We start from the raw sequence: 19,884 nt of genomic DNA, 5'->3' as shown, positions 1-19,884 counted from the left end.
ATGCAAACAACGACTCGGACTATGCCTGCGCATAAGCATGTCGCTCTCGTCGCTCACGACAACTGCAAACCGGAACTACTTCGCTGGGTAAAAGAAAATAAAGAAAAACTACAGCGCCATTTTTTATACGCGACAGGAACCACTGGCAGCATGCTCAGCAAAGAGACTGGCCTTGCTATAAAAAGCATGATCAGCGGTCCGATGGGTGGCGATCAACAAATTGGCGCGTTGATTTCTGAAGGCAAAATTGATGTATTGATCTTCTTCTGGGATCCACTCAATGCCGTACCGCATGATCCCGATGTAAAAGCTCTGCTACGTATTGCCAGCGTTTGGAACATTCCAGTTGCCACAAACCGCGCCAGTGCTAAATTTTTGTTCTCTTCACAGTTGATAGAGCAAGAGGTCGATATCGAGATCCCTGATTACCAAGCTTATCTAGCTGAACGCATGTAACCTATAACCTTTACATACGCACAGAGACACACAGTCAAAATCCAAATCACCACATAAGACAACTTGATCGCCTGCGTGAACGCATCCCCTTTCAAAGGATGCGTTATTTCTGCTTCACCACTGGGTAATCCCCTGATAGCAATTCGCGAACAAAAACCGAGCCACTGCCCGAGTGCGTGATCCACACTTTCTCTTTAGCGCGGGTCATTGCAACGTAGAATAAACGGCGCTCTTCGGCATAGGGGAAATCATCATTCGATTGGCTCAATGCACTATCGATATGCAGCGCTTTCACTCGAGCCGGAAACTGCCCCTCATCAACACCGAGCACAATCACAAAATCGGCTTCTTTACCTTTACTGGCGTGACAAGTCATAAATTCTATATTGAGTGAGCGGTAATGCTTTTTCCAGTCGTTAAGCAGCTCTGGTTTATGATAATGGTTTCGTCCAAGCAATAGCACAGATTGCGTACTATTCGCTTGGCGATTGAGTTGATCCAAGATCTTTTCAATGTTGTTACTTGGTGCAATAAAAACTGATTTTTGCTTTTGCTGCTTGAAGCTGTTAAGTGTTTTTGGTAACTGATTCGGATTGGCTTGAATAAACTGGTTAGCCACCGCACCCAACTGATCATTAAAACGATAAGTCGTATCCAGATAATGAACCGTCGAGTGTGGGAAGCGTTCACTAAACCCAGTCGTAAGATCCACGTCAGAACCAGCAAATTGATAGATTGACTGCCAATCATCACCCACGGCAAACAAGTTACACGCTCCTGGCTGCTGCTCACATAAAGATTGGATCAACGCCAATCGCTGTGGTGAAATATCTTGGTATTCATCGATCATGATGAATTTCCAATTCGATTTAAATTTACCCTTTTCAACGTATTCCGTTGCGCGGCTGATCATCATATTAAAATCGATTTGATTTTGCTCTTTGAGCATTTGTAACCAAGCTTGGTAACATGGCCAGCACAAAGAGAGCTCACTGTTCAGCCGTGAATAGTCTGGATGGTCAATCAAACGTTGTTGCAGCTCCTTTTTCCCAAGACCAAGCATAGCCAGTTGCTCAAGCTGCTTTTCCAACCATGCAATCAGCTTTGGGTTTTCAACATGGCTGCCCAGTTCATCATCACCAGCTAAATAAGCAATTGGCCATTTAGATAAATGCTTCTGCCAACGCTTAAAATTGGTCGGCGTCATCCAATGTTTCTTCAACCAATCAATACACCATGCCAACTTTAAGTTACTGTCTAGAGCCACTGGCGAAATGATCGCTTCTCGCCCTTCAACCTCGTTTAAAATTTTCAGCCCTAACTGATGGAAGGTATTAACGCGAACGTGTTCCGCCGCCATGCCGATTTTGCTATCTAATCGCTGTTCCATCTCTTTCGACGCATCGCGACCAAAAGCCACCAGTAGAATTTCGTGGGCCTGTGCAAGGTGACTTTGGAGTAGATACGCAACACGCGCCGTCAAAACGCTGGTTTTGCCCGAACCTGCACCCGCAAGGATGAGGTTGTGATCATCATTGAGTAGCACTGCGTGTTGCTGCGATAGATTAAGGGGAGAACTTTCGACTTGAGAGAATAAGACTTCCCAGTTTTGACGTTCCAATTCAAGCCAGTGTTGATTTCGCTGGGCAAGGGACGCCGAGCGATCCGTAAGCCAAGGCGAGAGCTGAGCAATAGCATCAGGTAGCCGTTGACGTGCTTCGGCTAATTTCATGTCCATCGTCGAAAAATCAGCTTCCACTTGCAAAGCCCAAACATCCAATAAGGAGTGCGGCAAAAAAGAGGGTAAACGCTTCAAGCGATTGAGCTCTTGCTCCCAGCGAGGCAGATACTGACTCAACTGCACACATTGACGATTGTGCCATTGTTGATAAGCCGCTACCGCCGTATGGGCAAACTGTCGGCACTCGGGCCAAGGCAAACCTTGCACCAACCATGATTGTTGAACACCTTCATCTTCATGCGCAAAAAACTGCAATGCTCCCCAAAACAAACCACGCTTAACACGGACTTTACCGTTCCAAACCGTGAACGGGATCCGCTCTTCGCTGACAGCCGAGGAGATAATCAAACGCTGTTGGTCAAGTTCAACTTGGTTATATTCGTCTTGAATGAGAAATTGTGCAGGCTTATTTGCGCTCAGCTGCATGGTTTTATGCTCTTTTATAAGAATGTGAATATGATATACCAATCACAGTGGGCATTGAAAAATTAATGTCAAGATTACTGTTGTTGATTTTGTAATCAAGTAGACGTTTTTCTTTATCTTGATCAGAGTGTTAATCAACGCTTCTGCTACACTATGGTTTTCTTTTTGGATGTTGAAGTATCGTGCCGCTCTCTAGCAAAATTCGCCTTTATTGGGCGAATAAAACTGTCAATTACAGCATTCTCATTTTGATCACTCTATTAGGTGTAGTCATTCCTGCGTGGCACTACAACCTCAATACTTGGATTACGCCACTGATCCTTGGCGTGATTGCCGCAGCACTGGCTGAAAGTGATGATAGTTTCAGTGGACGGTTAAAATCCCTCACTCTGACATTTATCTGCTTTGCTATCGCTGCATTTTCTATCGAACTGCTTTTCCATACCCCGCCACTGTTTGCGATTGGGTTATTCATCTCCTCGTTTGGTTTTATCATTCTTGGCGCAATTGGCCCACGCTATGCCAGCATCGCCTTTGGCTCCTTACTTATCGCCATCTACACCATGTTGGGTGCACACCAAAGCGTGAATTTGTGGTTTCAACCCGTTTTGCTCCTGACGGGTGCCGCTTGGTATTACTTCATGTCGATGATTTGGCATATGTTTTGGCCAATGCAACCAGTACAGCAAAGCTTAGCGAATGTTTTTTTGCAATTGGCCAATTATCTTGAGTCCAAAAGCCATCTCTTCCATCCCGTATCGAACTTAGTTCCTCAGCCATATCGAATTGCTGAAGCCAATTTAAACGCGGCAACGGTTACCGCACTCAATCAATGTAAAGCCACTTTGTTGAGTCGTTCAAAAAGAGGCCATATTGATGGTGCCAGTGACCGATTTCTCAACATCTATTTTATGGCACAAGATATCCATGAACGTGTCAATTCAAGTCATTATCGCTATCAAGAGCTTGCCGAACACTTTGGCCGCTCAGATGTGCTGTTTCGCTTTAAACATTTATTAGAAACACAGGCTAAAGCCTGCCGTGAAATAGCCCAGTCGATTCAGTTAGGGCGAAGCTATCAGCACCATTCAGAGTCAATCATGGCTCTGGATGAATTGCAAAGCTCATTAAACTACCTACAAGAACAACAACGCCCTGACTGGCGGGTGTCATTAGCACAATTAGGCTATCTTTTCAATAACTTAGCAACAGTGGAAAAACAACTCAATAACGTTAACAACCCTGATGCTAACAAGCTCGAAGAGGGCATGTTGTATGATACAGAAGCCCACACTCTTAAAGCCATGTGGTTACGGGTGAAGGCAAATCTGCATAAAGATTCCATGCTATTTCGTCATGCGCTGCGTATGTCTATCGCACTCACTATCGGTTACGGAATCATCCAAGGTTTTGGTATTGAACGAGGCTATTGGATTTTACTCACGACACTGTTTGTTTGTCAGCCAAACTACTCAGCCACTCGGCAAAAACTGACGGCCCGAATCATTGGCACGTTATCGGGGCTGTTTTTAGGCGTGCTGCTCTTAACCTTGTTCCCATCGCCAGAAAGCCAATTGGTCTTTATCGTACTATCAGGTGTGATGTTTTTCGCCTTTAGACTAAACAACTACGGCTATGCGACTGGCTTTATTACTCTTTTAGTGCTGTTTTGCTTTAATCAATTGGGTGAAGGTTACGCCGTGGTACTGCCTCGGCTTGCCGATACTCTGATTGGCTGCGCATTGGCCGTCGCAGCGGTAGTGCTGATCCTCCCTGACTGGCAATCAAAACGATTACATAAAGTCATGGCGGATGCGATCGATGCCAATAAAGCCTATTTGGGACAAATTATTGGTCAGTACCGTATCGGTAAAAAAGACAACTTGAGCTATCGCATCTCACGGCGCAATGCCCACAACCAAGACGCAAATTTAACCGCAGCGATCAGTAATATGCTGGCAGAACCGGGTAAATATCGCGCGGCAATCGATGAAAGCTTCCGTTTTCTGACACTGAACCATGCACTGCTCAGCTATATCTCTGCTCTTGGAGCCCATCGGACACGCATCGAAGATGAAGCAACGCACCAACTGGTACTTGAAACTCACCGAGTGATCCACCAACACCTAGAGGTGTTGCACAAACAACTTTATGAACATTGTGATGAATGCGATACCAGCGACATTGACGATGCAGGCTTAGAGAAACGCTTAGCCGAATGGCGTGAAGAAGATGAAAGCTCGGTAAGAATGGTCTTACAACAGCTGCACCTTATTTATCGCATGCTACCTGAGCTTCACTCTCTCGCCAGTAAGTTTGCCGTCCGTGTAAACTAGCAATTGTCGTAATAATGAGAGCGGCTCAATTTCGGGCTGCTCTCACCTTTCTCTTGTTATAACTTGACATTTTTCGGACAAAAAATCGCCACGTCGAGAATAATCTCAGATTAAGTATTTTCTTACAGGTGTAAGGCCATGAAAGGACATCAAACTTACCGCGGTGAGAAGGCAGCGCATTTTTTACTGAGGCATGAGTCGATGACGCATAATCAATTTGAGTCTTTAAAATCACAATTACAGCATTTAACACCTCAACAACTGCGTTTATTACAAGGCGAGATAAAGCACTCTTTGGAAAATGAATCGAATAACTTACTCACTGATGATGAGCTGAATGTGCTTTCGAGCCTCTTTTCCTAGTCACGAATTTCTTCTTGTGCAAAAAGTAAACGGAGCCTAAACTTTAGACATCGACGAGGGTAAGCTTATGTCTATATCTGGTGTTCATTCTGGCTATCAACTGATCAATCAGTCAAATAAAATGGCTGAGGATGCGGCTCGTGAGCTCAATATGGAAAAAGACATCTCTCCTATTGATAAAACGGACAAAGCGCTTGCTTTTAATAAAGTTGAGTTTGATAAAGTTGTTGCTAAAGCTGAAGAAAAACCTGAAGCAATTGATAGCCTACTAAAATTGAACCAAGCTACACAATACAACCGCATTGGCACCAATATTATCCAACGAGATCAAGACATGCTGGGTTCAATATTGGATATCCAAGCCTAACTCTTCACACAACTTGCAACACAAGCAAATATTGTGTTTATGTGCATGGTTAGTACAATGCCCGCAAATTCTTTACCATGATTCGCTATGCCTAAGCTAAACCTGCATCGAAGAGATTATGTTTCTATTTTGGGTGGTGATATATCAGCCCAGCAGCTAGAGCAAATACTCCAACCCAAACTCACTTCTCCAACGCTCAAATTAACACCAAGTCCGTATTTAACCGCAAAAAATGTAGAACGCCGTTGGCAAGTACTTAACACGCGAACGAACAAAAGTGCGCTTTTAGATGACTTAACAGAGCAAGATATGCTCAGCTACCACAAAAATATTGAGCATTTTATTGGCACAGTCAAAGTTCCAGTTGGGATCGCAGGGCCATTACGAGTCAACGGACTGTTTGCCAAAGGTGATTATCTCGTCCCGTTAGCGACAACCGAAGCCGCTTTGGTTGCCTCTTATCATCGTGGGGCAAAACTGCTCACTGCGGCAGGAGGTGCAAGCGCCATGTTGTTAAATGAAGGCGTTACTCGCACGCCAGGCTTTGCATTTTATAACTTAATCGAAGCTGGGCAGTTTGTGGCGTGGATAGTGACTCAATATGACCACTTTAAACAAGTTGCAGAAAACACGACAGCACACGGAAAACTGTCAGACATTAATGTCAATATTGAAGGGAACCATGTCTACCTCGTGTTTGAGTTTTTAACCGGCGATGCATCAGGGCAAAACATGGTCACTATTGCCACCAATGCCGTGTTCCAAACCATTCTGGCGAATACTCCTGTGCAGCCTGAATACGCATTCCTTGATGGCAACCTATCGGGTGATAAAAAAGCCACTAGCCAAACACTGCGTAGTGTGAGAGGAAAAAAAGTGACTGCCGAGGTGCATTTATCTGCCGAACTCATCCATAAACATCTGCATACGACGCCACAGTCTATGATGCAATTTGGCCAAATGACGACTGTTGGTGGGGCATTAAGCGGCGCGATAGGCATTAACGCGCATTACGCTAATGCACTCGCTGCTTTGTATATTGCCTGTGGGCAAGACGCCGCTTGCGTTGCTGAATCGGCAATTGGTATGACACGCATGGAAGTGGACAAAAATGGTGGTTTGTACGCCAGTGTAACCTTACCCAATTTAATGTTAGGGACCGTTGGTGGCGGTACAGGGTTACCGAGTCAAAAAGCATGTTTGGATATTCTAGGTCTGCACGGTACTGGTCATTCGCAAGCGTTAGCCGAAGTGGCAGCATCACTCTGTCTGGCTGGTGAACTTTCTATTGTCGGTGCGTTCTGCGCTGGCCATTTTTCACGCGCTCATCGTAAACTCGCTCGTTGAGGTATTACTTTTCACAACCGAAAAGGCGTTACGTGAAGACGTAGCGCCTTTTTTATTGGTTAAGTGAGCATATGCATTAGAAAATAATGATCGAGATCAAAATAAAAAAACAAAAAACTAACTATTTCGACTAAAAAATGGTTTCATACGAACATTACAGAACAAAAACGAAATAGGTACGCTCAATGAACAACCATTCTGTTTGCAACTCGATTGAAGCCGAAAACAATGTGCTCGACATTATTGTTGTCGGTGGCGGTATCAATGGGGCAGGCATCGCCGTAGATGCTGCTGGCCGCGGGCTGAAAGTTGGCCTGTATGAAGCAAAAGACTTTGCTAGCGCTACCTCTTCTGCGAGCTCAAAATTAATTCATGGTGGGTTGAGATACCTAGAACATTATGAATTTCGTTTAGTCGGTGAGTCATTGGCTGAACGCGAAGTACTGTTGCGCAAAGCGCCTCACATTGCAAAACCAATGCGATTTCGTCTACCACACCGACCTTTTCTAAGACCTGCTTGGATGATTCGTGCCGGACTTTTTCTTTATGACCATTTAGGCAAACGAACCTCACTACCTGCCAGCAAAAAAATAGCCCTTAACGCGGGTGTGGTGACTAAAAATGAGATGAAAATGGGTTTCGAATACTCAGACTGCTGGGTCGATGATGCTCGTTTAGTGATACTGAATGCGATGCAAGCACGTGAACTCGGTTCCGAAGTAAAAAACTATTGCCGCGTTGAATCAGCTCGTCGTGTTGACGAGTTATGGCATGTGACTTTGTTTGATGAAAAAACACAAACTCGTTTTACTCGCCGCAGTCACGCGCTTGTCAACGCAACAGGTCCTTGGGTTAAACAGTTCATTGATGAGCAGATTGAAATTACTTCTCCCTACGGTATCCGGCTTATCAAAGGATCACATATTATCGTGCCGAAAATTCACGATGAAGAGCAGGCGTATATTTTACAAAACGAAGATAAACGGATCGTCTTTGTGATCCCCTATCTTGATCACTATTCAATGATAGGCACCACCGATGTCGAATACCGAGGTGATCCTCGTCAAGTGAAAATTAGCGTCGAAGAAAAACGGTACTTATTGGATGTTGTGAATAAGCACTTTATCCATCAGGTCACACTGGATGATATTGTGGCTGACTTCAGCGGTGTACGCCCGCTATGTGATGACGAGTCTGACTCACCACAAGCCATTACTCGGGACTATACACTCTCATTGGATCAACAAGCTGATAATGCGCCATTACTTTCTATTTTTGGTGGAAAGTTAACCACTTATCGCAAGTTAGCTGAATCTGCTATGGGTCAATTAAAACCATTTTTTAATCAAATGTCTGACAGTTGGACCGCAAACAAACCACTGCCTGGTGGAGAAGCCTTTTACCCAGCACAGCTCAAACAGCAGCTTGAGCAGCGCTTTCCAGATCTTGATAAAGCGACCATTAACCGCTGGATCACTAATTATGGTAGCCGAGCTTCGGTGATGCTCGATAATGTGCAAAGTAGTGCTGATCTGGGTAAACATTTTGCGTTTGGGCTCTATCAATGCGAAGTCGATTATCTCTTACATTATGAATTTGCTTCTTCATGTGAAGATATCCTATGGCGCAGAAGTAAACTCGGCTTAACATTTAACACTAAACAAATTGATCAGTTAAATGATTATATCGACCAATCATCAACTTGTGAATGTCAACGCATCAGTGCTTAACACAAGGTGTATCCACTAGAATTAAAATTGAGAAAAGCTCTTAGAAACATGATCTTCTGAGAGTTTTTTACTTTTTCTTAGTAGGTGACGTAAAAATCACGGGGTATAGTAAAGCTATATTTCCGTAACGACGATGCCACTCAATGCCAATTCCGAATACTAACAGCGACGATCTCATCAAACTCCTTAAGCCATGCATGAAAATCCTCGCCACTATTGAGTTCGGACCTGAGGATTCTTACAGCTTTTCAACGACAATTGTCGGATGTAAACGTGAAAGATACGTACTGATCGATATGCCTGTTAAAGCTCGTGAAGACTTGGTGATGCGAAAAATAGTTAATATCCAAATCATTTTGCGTGGAATTTGCGACACTGAATTAGGTCATATACTCGCGTTCAAAACCTCGATTATTCGTAGTATCTCTAAACCGTTCGGATTACTGTTTATCAAGTTTCCTAAGCACTTTGTGACCAAACCAATCCGTGAGCACGAACGCTATAAACTCTCTTTGCCTGCCGTTATGCATGAAGGAGAGCATCAATTTAAAGGGAAATTGATCGACTTTTCTATTTCTGGCTGCGCGCTATTTATTCCTGGCTTGCACCATTTAGAAAAAGATATGTTTATTGAGATAAAGTCCACACTCTCCCCACTTCTACCACAAGATCTCGTTTGCCAAATCGTCAGTGTGCGTCAACAAGGTAAAGGAATGTTAGTAGGCGTTAAATTTCTTGAATCAATTGCAATGACAGCAGCATTGAAAAAAGAAATATTAGAACGCGCTTTTATGGCTGGTAGCGTATAAGAATGTTGCGCGGTACTTTATTGCTGCCGTTTTTGGAAATGACAAAAAGCCTCATGCAATGCTTTCTCTTTGATAGGTTTAACTATCACATACTCTGCACCTGCGGCCATAAATGCTTCGTTAGTCGATTGCATGCCATCAGCTGTACACGCATAAATGGGTACATCCATCATCATCTCGTGTTTGATTAAATGGGTTGTTTCAACCCCGCCTAAGTAAGGCAACTGGTTATCCATTAAGATAAGATCCACTGGATGATCTTTCAAATAATCAATCGCCTGTAGACCATCCTCTACTCTTGTCACTTCCATACCGTATTTTTTGCAAAATGCTTGAGCAATAAAAGCGTTGGTATGATTATCTTCGACTAGCAACACTTTGATTGGTTTTTCAAACATTTCATGTGGCGGCGCACGCTCATAAGATGGTATATCCTTCCCGCAGTCACTGACGGCAACAAGAGGGAGTTCAACAGAAAATGTAGTACCTACCCCAAATTGGCTTTTCACGTTTACAGCACCACCAAGCATCTCAATTAAGCTTTTGACAATCGCAAGCCCCAAACCGCTACCGCCGTATTCTCGTGTGGTGTTTGATTCTACTTGAGTAAAAGGCTCAAAAATAAGCGCGAGATCTTGCTCTCTGATGCCGATACCTGTATCGCTAATCGAAATCAACAGATGGCTGCTATTCTTTTGCTGGAACTCAATGCTAATTAACCCATGATGGGTAAACTTAGTCGCATTATTTAATAAATTAAACAGAATTTGGTTCAGGCGAACTTGATCGCTATGGATCATCATATCAGGCGGAATATTGCTCTTTAGGCTGAACTCAATCTCTTTTTCGGCACATAATGGCCGATAGATACTTTCCACGGCAGAGATGACCTCAACCAGCTTAAAGTCAGACTCTTGAATTCTAAACTGTCCCTGCTCTATCTTGGAAAAATCAAGGATATCATTCAGCACCGCCAATAAATGTTCACCACTACTGCATAACACATTCACTTGTTCAAGTTGCTCATGGTCACTGATTTCACGCTTAAGTAATTGAGAAACGCCTAAAATTCCATTCAATGGTGTTCTCAGCTCATGGCTCATTTTTGCAAGAAATTCAGCACGAATACGCGCCGACTCTTCCGCTTCTTGCCTTGCGAGTCGGCTCTGTTTGGCCGCCTCGGCGATTGTCGTAATATCTTGCCCTTGAGTGATGATTGACTCAATTCTCTGCTCAAAAATAATGGGGGATAAATTCCAGCGAAAAACCTTATTGCCAACTTCAACGTTTATCTCTCGGAACGTTTCTTGTTCAACCGCAAGGCGTATCTTTGGCTGCAGTTCTTGCTTTAATGCATCAAGAATGCATTGCTGTTGATCATTGCGACGCATGAAATATTTCTTTGCTGATGGGTTCATTTTGATGATATCACCGTCGATACTCCATACTATGATGGGCGAAAGTGAAAAATTGAACAGATCTTCAAATTGTTTTTCTTGCTCAGATAAACGTTGAAATGTGTGTTCTAGCGTTCTGCCGAAGTGATCAAATTCATAGATTTTAGAACCAGAAAAAAGCTCATAACTCCCAGCTTCTGCAGCTTTGTGGGTGTAATTCATCAAGCTACTGATTTCATTTTTCACTCGCTGCTGTAACCACCAACGAGTCAAAATAGAGACTATCACCATCGCAAAAAGGGCAAAAATCATCCAAAAAAAATAATTTTCACGTAATTGCAATACGTTCTCATTGCTCTGCACACTGAGGACGTTAATATAAATTGGTACGCCTTCTATGGTTAACGCGGTACGGCTTACCATGTAATCGGCAAAACTATAGGCGTCAAAATTATCTTCTAAAACATCACGTTCCGTGTAGGTCTCATCACCATTAATTGTTGAGGCTAAGACCTTTTCACCCGTCGTCATCACGAGATTTTCTGAGTTACTCCCTTCACGTAATGTTTCTGCCAGCACGTAATTGTTGTTAAGTACGGTAGCAAGATGCAAAAAACCAATCACCTCTCCGGACTGCGAGTCAATAACGGGAGTACGTCTGACCATTAGGTAGGCATAGCCCAATTGAGAGGGCGATTTGATCATATGCCAGTTATTACTTAACGCGACTTTACGAGACATGTTTACCAGCTCGTTTTGTTCAATACCATAAAACTGAGCATTGCCATCTTCCCACATCAGGCTGTCAGAATCAGAAATGAAACGAATGTCAGGCGTGTTGGCTACTTCTAGCTGGTCAACTCCAAAAAAGAACTGATCAATGCTGTCATTATCACCCTTACGAATTGCTTTAACTAAACCTGCATTTTTTGCGCTGCTATCTTGGTTTATCTGCAGTAATGAAAGACGGAAGTTAAAGAGGTTCTGGATGAGACTAGAGGTTTGAGAAGCCGTACGTTGCACTTCTTGAGCAATGATTTTGCTACTGATCTGATAACTTTGAAATAAAACGCTGAGCGTCAATGCGCCAATCACCGCAATCATTGATTTGGTGATCACGGTAGCTATCTTTTGTTTTTTCTTGACGGTGCTTGACCTTAAACTCATTAATGACTCGATATATCAATGGTCAGAGTAACGAAATGCTCGTTTTTTGAGCTTTTCAATATACGCTGAAGAGACCTCTTTGGTTACCAATTCAAAATCACCAGAGTAAACCGTAGGTACCGGCTTTCCTTCAAGATCCCACTTAATGGCTTCCGCCATAGCAACACCGGCATCATCATTGACACGCATGATAGTCACATCAAGTGTGCTATTTTGCAGCGCGTCCAATTCAGCCTCACCACCGCCCCAGCCGTTTAACGTAATATCTTCTCTATTTTGCTGCTGCAACGCATCCATGGCACCGAGTGCAACATCAGTAGAGCATGCGTAAATAAAATTAATATCTGGTGTTTGTTTAAGAATACGCAAAGTTGCATCAAATGCACTATCTCGTGTCGCTTTTGTATAAAACGAAGAGGCCAAGTGATATTTGCTGTCTCGACTCATTTCTTGGATAAAACTATCGCCGCGAGCATCGCTAACATAGCCTTCAGAATAATAGAGGACGGAATAAGCACTATTCTTTGGCGCCGACTTTTTGTAGTAATCCACCAGTTTCATTGTGCCAATTTCATGATCAAACCCCACGTACATAAAAGGCTGACGATCTCCCCAACTTTTTACTGGCGTAGTGATATTTTGCAGAATAATTTTGGTTTGATTTGAACTTAACAACTGCTCGATAAATTTACGGTGGCGGATGGTATCAAGCGTAAACACCAAGTAATCGGATTTATTTCTGATCGCTTCCATCAACGATAAACTTTGTTGGCGAATATCGACATTCGGACGAGTGAAGACTTGGTTAATTTGGTATCTAATCCCAAGTTCATCTAAACGCATCTCAAAGGCTTTGATATTGCGCGCCCAATAATCGGAAACTTGTTGACCGGGATAAACAACAGAAATATGAATAGGTTTATCTTGCTCTATTGAGAGTAAAGCAGGAGGTTGACGCACTGCCTGTATCATCTGGTCGGTAAGAGCCTGTTGCGCAGGATTAAGATCTAAAAACTCTTGATATCGCCAATAGCCATTTAAAACTTGCGCTGCAGCCTGAGTGGAGGCTGCCAAACTGACACTGAATACAAATGAAAGGAGCAGGATTTTTCTCATGGCATTCTCGTTACACTAACTTCTGGATTTAATGACACACAATGGCTGATTTCGCACTCATCATATTCTCGGACTACCCAATGAAGGGTCAAACAAGTAGCCCGTATATCATCTTGATTATTAAGTATGTTCCTCATAAATGATAGTGCAAACCACTAAAAAAGCTGGCTTGCACTCATAACCGCTCATTTACTAAACAAAAGCATCAGAATGCTTTCCTATACTTAAAATGCTTTCCTATACTTAAAAGGTGAAAGCTAAATTTCCAGAAATGCCAAATTGATTATCTCCAGCATAGTTTCCTGCAAGATCGAAACTGACAAGATCTCCGGGGCTGATGCCAATGCCAAACGTGACGGCGTTGTCCAAAGTATCTTCTAAATCGATTTCATAACCCGCACGAAGCTGTGCCCATCCCCAAGCATTACCTTCTAAGCCAAAGCGTAGGTATTGTGTATCATCTTTTTGGTCTTGAAAACGACTCTGCTTTGTTGCATCTAAATCGATTGCAGCAGTGAAAAACTCAGTGACATATCCACCCGAGATTGTGACTTGCGTATCCAAATCATATGAGCTTAAACCGTCAATGGTTTTTAATTCTTGAGCAAAAAGATCCTTTACCGCAACACCCACTCGAAAATCGTTAATTAACCACACAGCCCCTAAATCAAGATTGAAGGCATTATCGTTCGTTTCGCTTTTGTCATAATCAGCAAGATCGAATTCTTTTACCGAAACATTTTGCTTATAGGTTCTTAATTGTTGAATTTTTGGCGTAATGCCAAATGAAAATTGTTGACCACGAATGTTGTATATTTTGGCCAGTGCTAGGCCAAATTCTGAGTAACCAAATGCAATCAGATCAACGGTTGAATTTTTATAACGATTCTCAACGTCGGTGCCGCTACTGCCTGTATTTGCCGCAATATCAGAACGCGCAATCACCTCCGCGTGCCCACGCGCAAAAATATTAAGTGAAACTAGATCGAGAGGAATTGCTATCGCCATACCAATGCCCGCCGATGCAGCAAGAGGTTTGTCATCGGCAAGCTGGTCCAAATACTGATTGAGCTTATCAATATCACTTTGATTGGGTGTACCGGAATTTTCAAACGCTTTGATGCTATCTTGCAGGTCATCAATGGATTTTAGGCTTTTGTCTGGGTCTCTAGCCGCACCACCTACCGCAGGGAAAAGCACGCCAAACGTGTCATTATTCCGATACACGGCCACCAAAGCAGGATTATAGAATGGGGCTAGCAGATAATCGGCCGTTGTTACGCCAGTATTCCCCATTCCATTACCACGTGCGTCAGCTATCGTGTTCGCCGCTTGCGCAGAAGCACAAGCCAACAAGAGCAACGAGACCACTGACCATTTGTTGTAACTGTTCATATTGCAACCAACCTTGTTGTTATTATTCCCTAAACAAGGTTAATACAATTTTTTACATTGCACATGAAATTGGCGAATAATGCCGCTGACCAAACCTAATCGTCACCAAAATCATCCATGCCACTAACAGAGAAATGAACATTCTCTTGCCCTGCCACCAACTGTTCTTTTTGCAATTTGGTCAGTTTTTTAATCGCTAGCTCAGTTTTTAAAGCGAGGCTTTTACCGCCTTCTACACGTTGAGACCAAACCAATAATAACGGCCCTTTACCTCGTAACGCTTTTGCACCCTTCCCTGTTTGGTGTTGTACAAAGCGTCGTTCAACATCAGTTGTAATACCGCAATACAGTGCTTGATGGCGGGTTCGAACCAAATAAACCCACCAGTCCGGGCTATCTTTGTGGGAAACCTTATTCACTTACAGTAAGCTTTCCACCAAAGCGCGTAACTCGGCGACTTCATTTTTTAATGCGTGAACCTCATGTTCAAGCTGATCAATACGAGCAGTCGCCCCACCTTCCGGAGCATGAGCAAAGGTTTGCTCTAAACTTTCAACGTCAACCTCTCCAGAAAAGAGATGTTGATAACGCGACTCTCGCTTACCCGGTTCACGGGGTAGCTTCACCACCAGCGGGCCTGATTCACGGTTGGCTAAAGCGTCTAAAATAGTTTCGACTTCTTTTACATCGGTAAAACTGCATAATCGGTTAGTACGAGTGCGCAACTCTCCCGGCGTTTGTGGCCCACGCAGCAGCATGCAGCACACCAAACCAAGCTCTTGATTTGACAGCTTTAAATCGCCAAATTCGGTGTTGCAGAAACGGTGCTGATATTTGCTCACTCGGCTATTAAAACCACTTTCATCACTCATCAGGTGACGAGAGATCAAGCCCTCAGCGGCATCTTGAACCTCAGCTTCGGTTAATGACAGCACTGGCTCACGGTTACTTTTTTGGTTACATGCGGTGGTCAAGCTGTTGAGCGTTAATGGGTAGTAATCAGGCGTGGTCACTTCTTTTTCAATTAAGCAGCCAATAATTCGTGCTTCTAGGGGAGAGAGCTCAATGTTCATTATAATTTCCTTTTTTCTAAGTGGAGTTTCCTAATCGAGGCCACAATCGATGTTGCATTAGTGTTCTAACAACAGTGAAATTCGGATGATTTTCCCATTGCTATCAATCATCACAATCTTTGCACGGTTTAACTCTAACTCGGTCATCTCCAGCTTCTCACGTTCGCTAATATAAGCTTCACGCAATTTAACACTGTGATGCAGTTCAGCGTTTGCAGGTACATCTTTTCTTTTAGGTACTAAAATTTCTGAAAGTTGCATCTCTAAATACCATAAGATAGCGATTTGAAAGGTACATGATATAGCGCCTATCCGTACCAATACAATCACTCATGACTAGAGTGATTATTTCTTAATCAAGAGTGAGTCAGGATTGATCTAAAGGCTGTTATGAATCAGCTCGATATGATTTAATCAATGGCATTGACATTCAAGTTGGGAAAAGGAACCTATGAGTATCGTATTTGAAATTGTTAACCAAGCTCGCCGTAAAAATAAACTGAAACGTGAACTGCTAGATAACGAGAAAAAAGTTCGTGATAACCGTAAAAGAGTTGAATTGCTTGAAAACTTACTCGATTACATGAAACCGGATATGACCCACGAAGAAGTCATGGCGATCATCAATAACATGAAAGCCGATTACGAAGATCGCGTCGATGATCACATCATCAAAAGCGCAGAAATTTCAAAAGAGCGCCGTGATATTAGCCGTCGTATCCGCGAGCTGACCGATAAAGATAAACAAATGACTCAAGGCAAAAAGTAAAATTGATGCCGACCATCTTCGAAACCCGTCTTAAGACGGGTTTTTTTATGGCCAAAACATTCACAAAACAAATCAATATTTCTATCAACAAAAAGTGCGATAAATTTTATGTGATAGACATTAAACGTTTGCGTAATCGCTAACCTTCACCGAACCTAGTTTTGAGTCTTTTATCACATATTAGCTATTGTTATATTTATACACAGTAAATCAATTATGACCATTCGAGGCACGGAGCTTCCTCACTTATCTCACGGCGAGAAGATTGGTACCGACATCGTTCGGCATATATTAAGAGGGTCAAATTATGGAAATGAATGTGGTTGAAATTTTGGGCTATGCAGCTTCGATCATGGTGGCAATCTCGCTGACAATGAAAGATATCGTTAAACTGCGTATTCTTAATTTTGTTGGTTGTGCACTGTTTACCGCTTACGGACTCATGATTGATTCATGGCCTGTAGTGCTCACCAACGGTTTTATCGCCTGCGTAAACATCTACTTTTTAGCCAAGATGCAACGAGAAAAAAAAACGGCTGACGCCAAAAGCGCTGCATGATAAACCCAAAATAATAAAAATTGACGTGTAAAAAAATGCTCTGCCACGATGACAGAGCATTTTTTATCGATAAATCAGAGAGCAAAAGCATAAATAGCCAAGCAAAAAGCCTCTAGCAGGGGGATACATAGAGGCCATAAGGCTAAGTATTACTCTTCGTCATCGTGCATAGTTGCCCAAGCTTGAGCACATTTCACCGCACGTTTCCAACCTTTATAGCGACGATCGCGCTTCTCTTCATCTTGATGAGGAACGAATGTTTTATCGATCACGGCTTTATCAGCAAGCTCATCCAAGCTTCCCCAAAAGCCAACCGCAAGACCAGCTAAATAGGCGGCTCCTAGCGCGGTCACTTCCGTCACTTTAGGACGGTGTACTTCGGTATCAAGCACATCTGATTGGAATTGCATTAAGAAATTATTGGCTACCGCGCCACCGTCTACGCGTAATGCTGACAGTTTGATGCCAGAATCAGCTTGCATTGCATCAAGTACATCACGTGTTTGGTAAGCAACACTTTCCAAGGTCGCACGAATAATATGGTTCGAATTCACGCCACGCGTTAAACCAACAATCGTACCACGGGCATAAGCATCCCAATACGGCGCGCCTAAACCAGTAAACGCTGGCACAACATAAACGCCGTTGGCCGTATCAACTTTCGTAGCGAAATATTCTGAGTCATGCGCATCTGAAATCAGTTTCAATTCATCACGCAACCATTGAATCGATGCACCGCCCATAAAGACTGCACCTTCAAGCGCGTAGTGAGGTTCACCAGCAGGGCCACAAGCTAGAGTTGTTAGCAAGCCATTATGTGAGGTGACTTTCTCTTTACCTGTGTTCATCAATAAGAAACAGCCAGTGCCGTAAGTATTTTTTGCTTGGCCCGCCTCAACACACATCTGCCCATAAAGCGCAGCTTGCTGGTCACCCGCAATTCCAGCAATAGGAATACGTGTCCCGCCTTTACCACCAATGTTGGTTTGGCCGTAAACTTCGGAAGATTTCTTCACTTCAGGCATCATAGACAAAGGAATATCAAACTCTTTTAGGATTTTCTCATCCCAATGCAAGTTGTTGATATTGAAAAGCATAGTGCGAGATGCATTGGTATAATCCGTAACGTGAACACGGCCTTGTGTCATGTTCCAAACGAGCCACGAGTCAATTGTACCAAACAGCAGTTTTCCAGCCTCGGCGTCTTCACGAGCCCCTTCGACATTATCCAAAATCCATTTGATTTTGGTGCCAGAGAAGTAAGGGTCAAGCACTAGGCCTGTATTCTCGCGAATGTACTCTTCTAGCCCTGGGCGTGCTTTCAATTCTTCACAAATGGATGCGGTACGTCGACATTGCCATACAATCGCATTGTAGACTGGTTTACCCGTTTCTTTGTTCCACACCACCGTAGTTTCACGTTGGTTGGTAATACCAATCGCCGCAATTTCATCACTGCGAATACCAGCTTTGCCAAGTGCTTCTACTAGCGTCGAACTTTGCGTCGCATAAATTTCCAGTGGATCATGTTCAACCCAGCCAGCTTGAGGGTAGATCTGGGTAAATTCACGCTGAGAAACACTGACAATGTTAGCATCATGATCTAACACTACAGCACGTGAGCTTGTTGTTCCTTGGTCAAGGGCAACAATATATTTCTGCTCAGTCATGGTCTTTTCCTTATCTTTCACGTTAATCGTTTTATGAAGTGTTATCGTTATTTTAGACGTGAGCTTGCTCACTTTCTTCTACGTCATCACACTGGTTTGGAATGGTGCAGCCTACGCCGACAGTGGGTAAGTACGCGCCAATAAATTTAGGGTAAGCCCATGCCCCAAAACAGGCACCAGCAATAGGAGCAATGATAGGTACGATGAAGTATGGGATATCTTTTGCACCTGTTAGTGCGTAGTCCCAGCCAGCTAAGTAGGCAAACAATTTAGGGCCAAAATCACGCGCAGGGTTCATCGCAAAGCCAGTCAATGGGCCAAGTGAACCACCGATAACCGCAATCAGAATACCAATCAGCAATGGGTTCATTGCATTGCGATGTGCACCGTTATTTTCATCACCTAGTGCCAAAATAGCGAACATTAATACTGCTGTGATGACAAATTCGACCGCCAATGCACCAACAAATGATAATGAAGCATTAGGGTAGGTAGAAAAAATACCCGCTGTGGCTAACGCTTCTTGACTGCTACGTACAAAATTGTGTGCGATTTCATAATCAGTAAAAAGGTTGCTGTACAAGCCGTAAACCAGAGCAGCAGAGCAGAATGCACCGAGCATTTGCGCCGCAATATAGGGAAGTACTTTTGCTTTGTTGAAGCCGTGGAAGGCGGCCAGTGCAATGGTCACCGCCGGATTAATGTGAGCTCCAGAAACACCCGCAGTGCAATAGATGGCAATTGCCACACCTAAGCCCCACATGATGCTGATTTCCCACTGACCAAATTGTGCGCCAGTAAGAACTAAGGCAGCAACACAGCCTACACCGAAAAAAATCAGCAATCCGGTGCCGATAAACTCCGCGATACACTCTCCGAGAAGAGTATGTTGTTTTGTTCGAGTCATAGTAAGTGTCCTTGTTTATTTTTTGTGTACACAATGTTTGTGTGTGGCAAATTTTGCACATTTTTCTTCCCACGAAAATTAAAAAACAGCATTTATGAGCGTTCGAACACAATTTTGTTACTTGCAATATCGTTTTTTGTTAATTAACTCATTATTTTGATCTTCTGCTCATTAACGCAGAGCTTAACAAATGATAGGAAACTAAGGGTGTCTCTATAAACAACGACATAATCAAGTGCAATAACGGATAGAGATA

The 19,884-nt window shown here is 43.2% G+C and carries 18 protein-coding genes; 9 read left to right on the top strand and 9 right to left on the bottom strand.

All coding sequences use genetic code 11. The features are described 5' to 3' along the window. On the top strand, positions 1-456 hold the full coding sequence (locus tag AACT42_RS22910; RefSeq protein ID WP_029189757.1) for a methylglyoxal synthase: 456 nt from the start codon (positions 1-3) through the stop codon (positions 454-456). Positions 457-559: 103 nt separating this feature from the next. On the opposite strand, the gene helD is transcribed toward AACT42_RS22910, so the two are convergent. After that, the gene (gene helD / locus AACT42_RS22905) at positions 560-2,623 is read right to left on the bottom strand and encodes a DNA helicase IV (protein WP_094149880.1); all 2,064 of its coding nucleotides are present in this window, start codon (positions 2,621-2,623) and stop codon (positions 560-562) included. 182 nt (positions 2,624-2,805) lie between these two features. On the opposite strand from helD, the gene yccS reads away from it, so the two are divergent. The 6 genes from yccS (at position 2,806) to AACT42_RS22875 (ending at position 9,575) form a co-directional block, all read left to right on the top strand. Beyond that, positions 2,806-4,959 carry a YccS family putative transporter gene (yccS, locus tag AACT42_RS22900; protein ID WP_094131650.1) on the top strand — a complete coding sequence of 718 codons (2,154 nt, stop codon included), beginning with the start codon at positions 2,806-2,808 and terminating at the stop codon, positions 4,957-4,959. A gap of 138 nt (positions 4,960-5,097) precedes the next feature. Further along, complete coding sequence (locus tag AACT42_RS22895; protein WP_013867905.1) at positions 5,098-5,322, top strand: hypothetical protein; 225 nt, start codon at positions 5,098-5,100, stop codon at positions 5,320-5,322. A 67-nt stretch (positions 5,323-5,389) separates the two neighbouring features. Continuing rightward, the gene (locus AACT42_RS22890; protein WP_094131651.1) at positions 5,390-5,689 is read left to right on the top strand and encodes a hypothetical protein; all 300 of its coding nucleotides are present in this window, start codon (positions 5,390-5,392) and stop codon (positions 5,687-5,689) included. A gap of 87 nt (positions 5,690-5,776) precedes the next feature. Further along, positions 5,777-7,036 (top strand): hydroxymethylglutaryl-CoA reductase, encoded by a 1,260-nt coding sequence (locus AACT42_RS22885; protein ID WP_094131652.1) that lies wholly within the window; start codon positions 5,777-5,779, stop codon positions 7,034-7,036. A gap of 185 nt (positions 7,037-7,221) precedes the next feature. Further along, the gene (glpD, locus tag AACT42_RS22880) at positions 7,222-8,766 is read left to right on the top strand and encodes a glycerol-3-phosphate dehydrogenase (RefSeq protein ID WP_094133945.1); all 1,545 of its coding nucleotides are present in this window, start codon (positions 7,222-7,224) and stop codon (positions 8,764-8,766) included. 143 nt (positions 8,767-8,909) lie between these two features. Then, entirely contained in the window at positions 8,910-9,575 is a 666-nt protein-coding gene (locus tag AACT42_RS22875; RefSeq protein WP_176428329.1) for a PilZ domain-containing protein, read from the top strand. Between the two features lie 17 nt (positions 9,576-9,592). On the opposite strand, the gene luxQ is transcribed toward AACT42_RS22875, so the two are convergent. The 6 genes from luxQ to AACT42_RS22845 form a co-directional block, all read right to left on the bottom strand. Next, positions 9,593-12,139 (bottom strand): quorum-sensing autoinducer 2 sensor kinase/phosphatase LuxQ, encoded by a 2,547-nt coding sequence (luxQ, locus tag AACT42_RS22870; RefSeq protein WP_094133944.1) that lies wholly within the window; start codon positions 12,137-12,139, stop codon positions 9,593-9,595. Between the two features lie 15 nt (positions 12,140-12,154). Then, complete coding sequence (locus tag AACT42_RS22865) at positions 12,155-13,255, bottom strand: autoinducer 2-binding periplasmic protein LuxP (protein WP_094133943.1); 1,101 nt, start codon at positions 13,253-13,255, stop codon at positions 12,155-12,157. A gap of 243 nt (positions 13,256-13,498) precedes the next feature. Further along, positions 13,499-14,650 carry a conjugal transfer protein TraF gene (locus AACT42_RS22860; RefSeq protein ID WP_017046397.1) on the bottom strand — a complete coding sequence of 384 codons (1,152 nt, stop codon included), beginning with the start codon at positions 14,648-14,650 and terminating at the stop codon, positions 13,499-13,501. A 95-nt stretch (positions 14,651-14,745) separates the two neighbouring features. Next, the gene (locus tag AACT42_RS22855) at positions 14,746-15,069 is read right to left on the bottom strand and encodes a GIY-YIG nuclease family protein (protein ID WP_013867913.1); all 324 of its coding nucleotides are present in this window, start codon (positions 15,067-15,069) and stop codon (positions 14,746-14,748) included. Beyond that, on the bottom strand, positions 15,070-15,723 hold the full coding sequence (locus AACT42_RS22850) for a YceH family protein (RefSeq protein ID WP_094133942.1): 654 nt from the start codon (positions 15,721-15,723) through the stop codon (positions 15,070-15,072). Positions 15,724-15,780: 57 nt separating this feature from the next. Then, a complete protein-coding gene (locus AACT42_RS22845; RefSeq protein WP_026028336.1) occupies positions 15,781-15,984 on the bottom strand; it encodes a hypothetical protein in 204 nt (67 codons plus the stop codon). Positions 15,985-16,174: 190 nt separating this feature from the next. On the opposite strand from AACT42_RS22845, the gene AACT42_RS22840 reads away from it, so the two are divergent. Together AACT42_RS22840 and AACT42_RS22835 are read left to right on the top strand one after the other, a co-directional pair. Next, the gene (locus tag AACT42_RS22840; protein ID WP_010319897.1) at positions 16,175-16,492 is read left to right on the top strand and encodes a DUF496 family protein; all 318 of its coding nucleotides are present in this window, start codon (positions 16,175-16,177) and stop codon (positions 16,490-16,492) included. A 307-nt stretch (positions 16,493-16,799) separates the two neighbouring features. After that, a complete protein-coding gene (locus tag AACT42_RS22835; protein ID WP_013867916.1) occupies positions 16,800-17,051 on the top strand; it encodes a YgjV family protein in 252 nt (83 codons plus the stop codon). A gap of 149 nt (positions 17,052-17,200) precedes the next feature. On the opposite strand, the gene glpK is transcribed toward AACT42_RS22835, so the two are convergent. Continuing rightward, positions 17,201-18,721 carry a glycerol kinase GlpK gene (glpK, locus tag AACT42_RS22830; RefSeq protein WP_026029114.1) on the bottom strand — a complete coding sequence of 507 codons (1,521 nt, stop codon included), beginning with the start codon at positions 18,719-18,721 and terminating at the stop codon, positions 17,201-17,203. 52 nt (positions 18,722-18,773) lie between these two features. Beyond that, positions 18,774-19,628 carry an MIP/aquaporin family protein gene (locus tag AACT42_RS22825; protein ID WP_010319894.1) on the bottom strand — a complete coding sequence of 285 codons (855 nt, stop codon included), beginning with the start codon at positions 19,626-19,628 and terminating at the stop codon, positions 18,774-18,776. Positions 19,629-19,884 lie beyond the last annotated feature (256 nt).

It is taken from the genome of Vibrio sp. V15_P4S5T153 (assembly GCF_963874485.1).
GTDB lineage: Bacteria > Pseudomonadota > Gammaproteobacteria > Enterobacterales > Vibrionaceae > Vibrio > Vibrio anguillarum.
The sequence above is the reverse complement of the archived record's forward strand: the minus strand, read 5'-3'. Positions and strand labels throughout refer to the sequence as shown.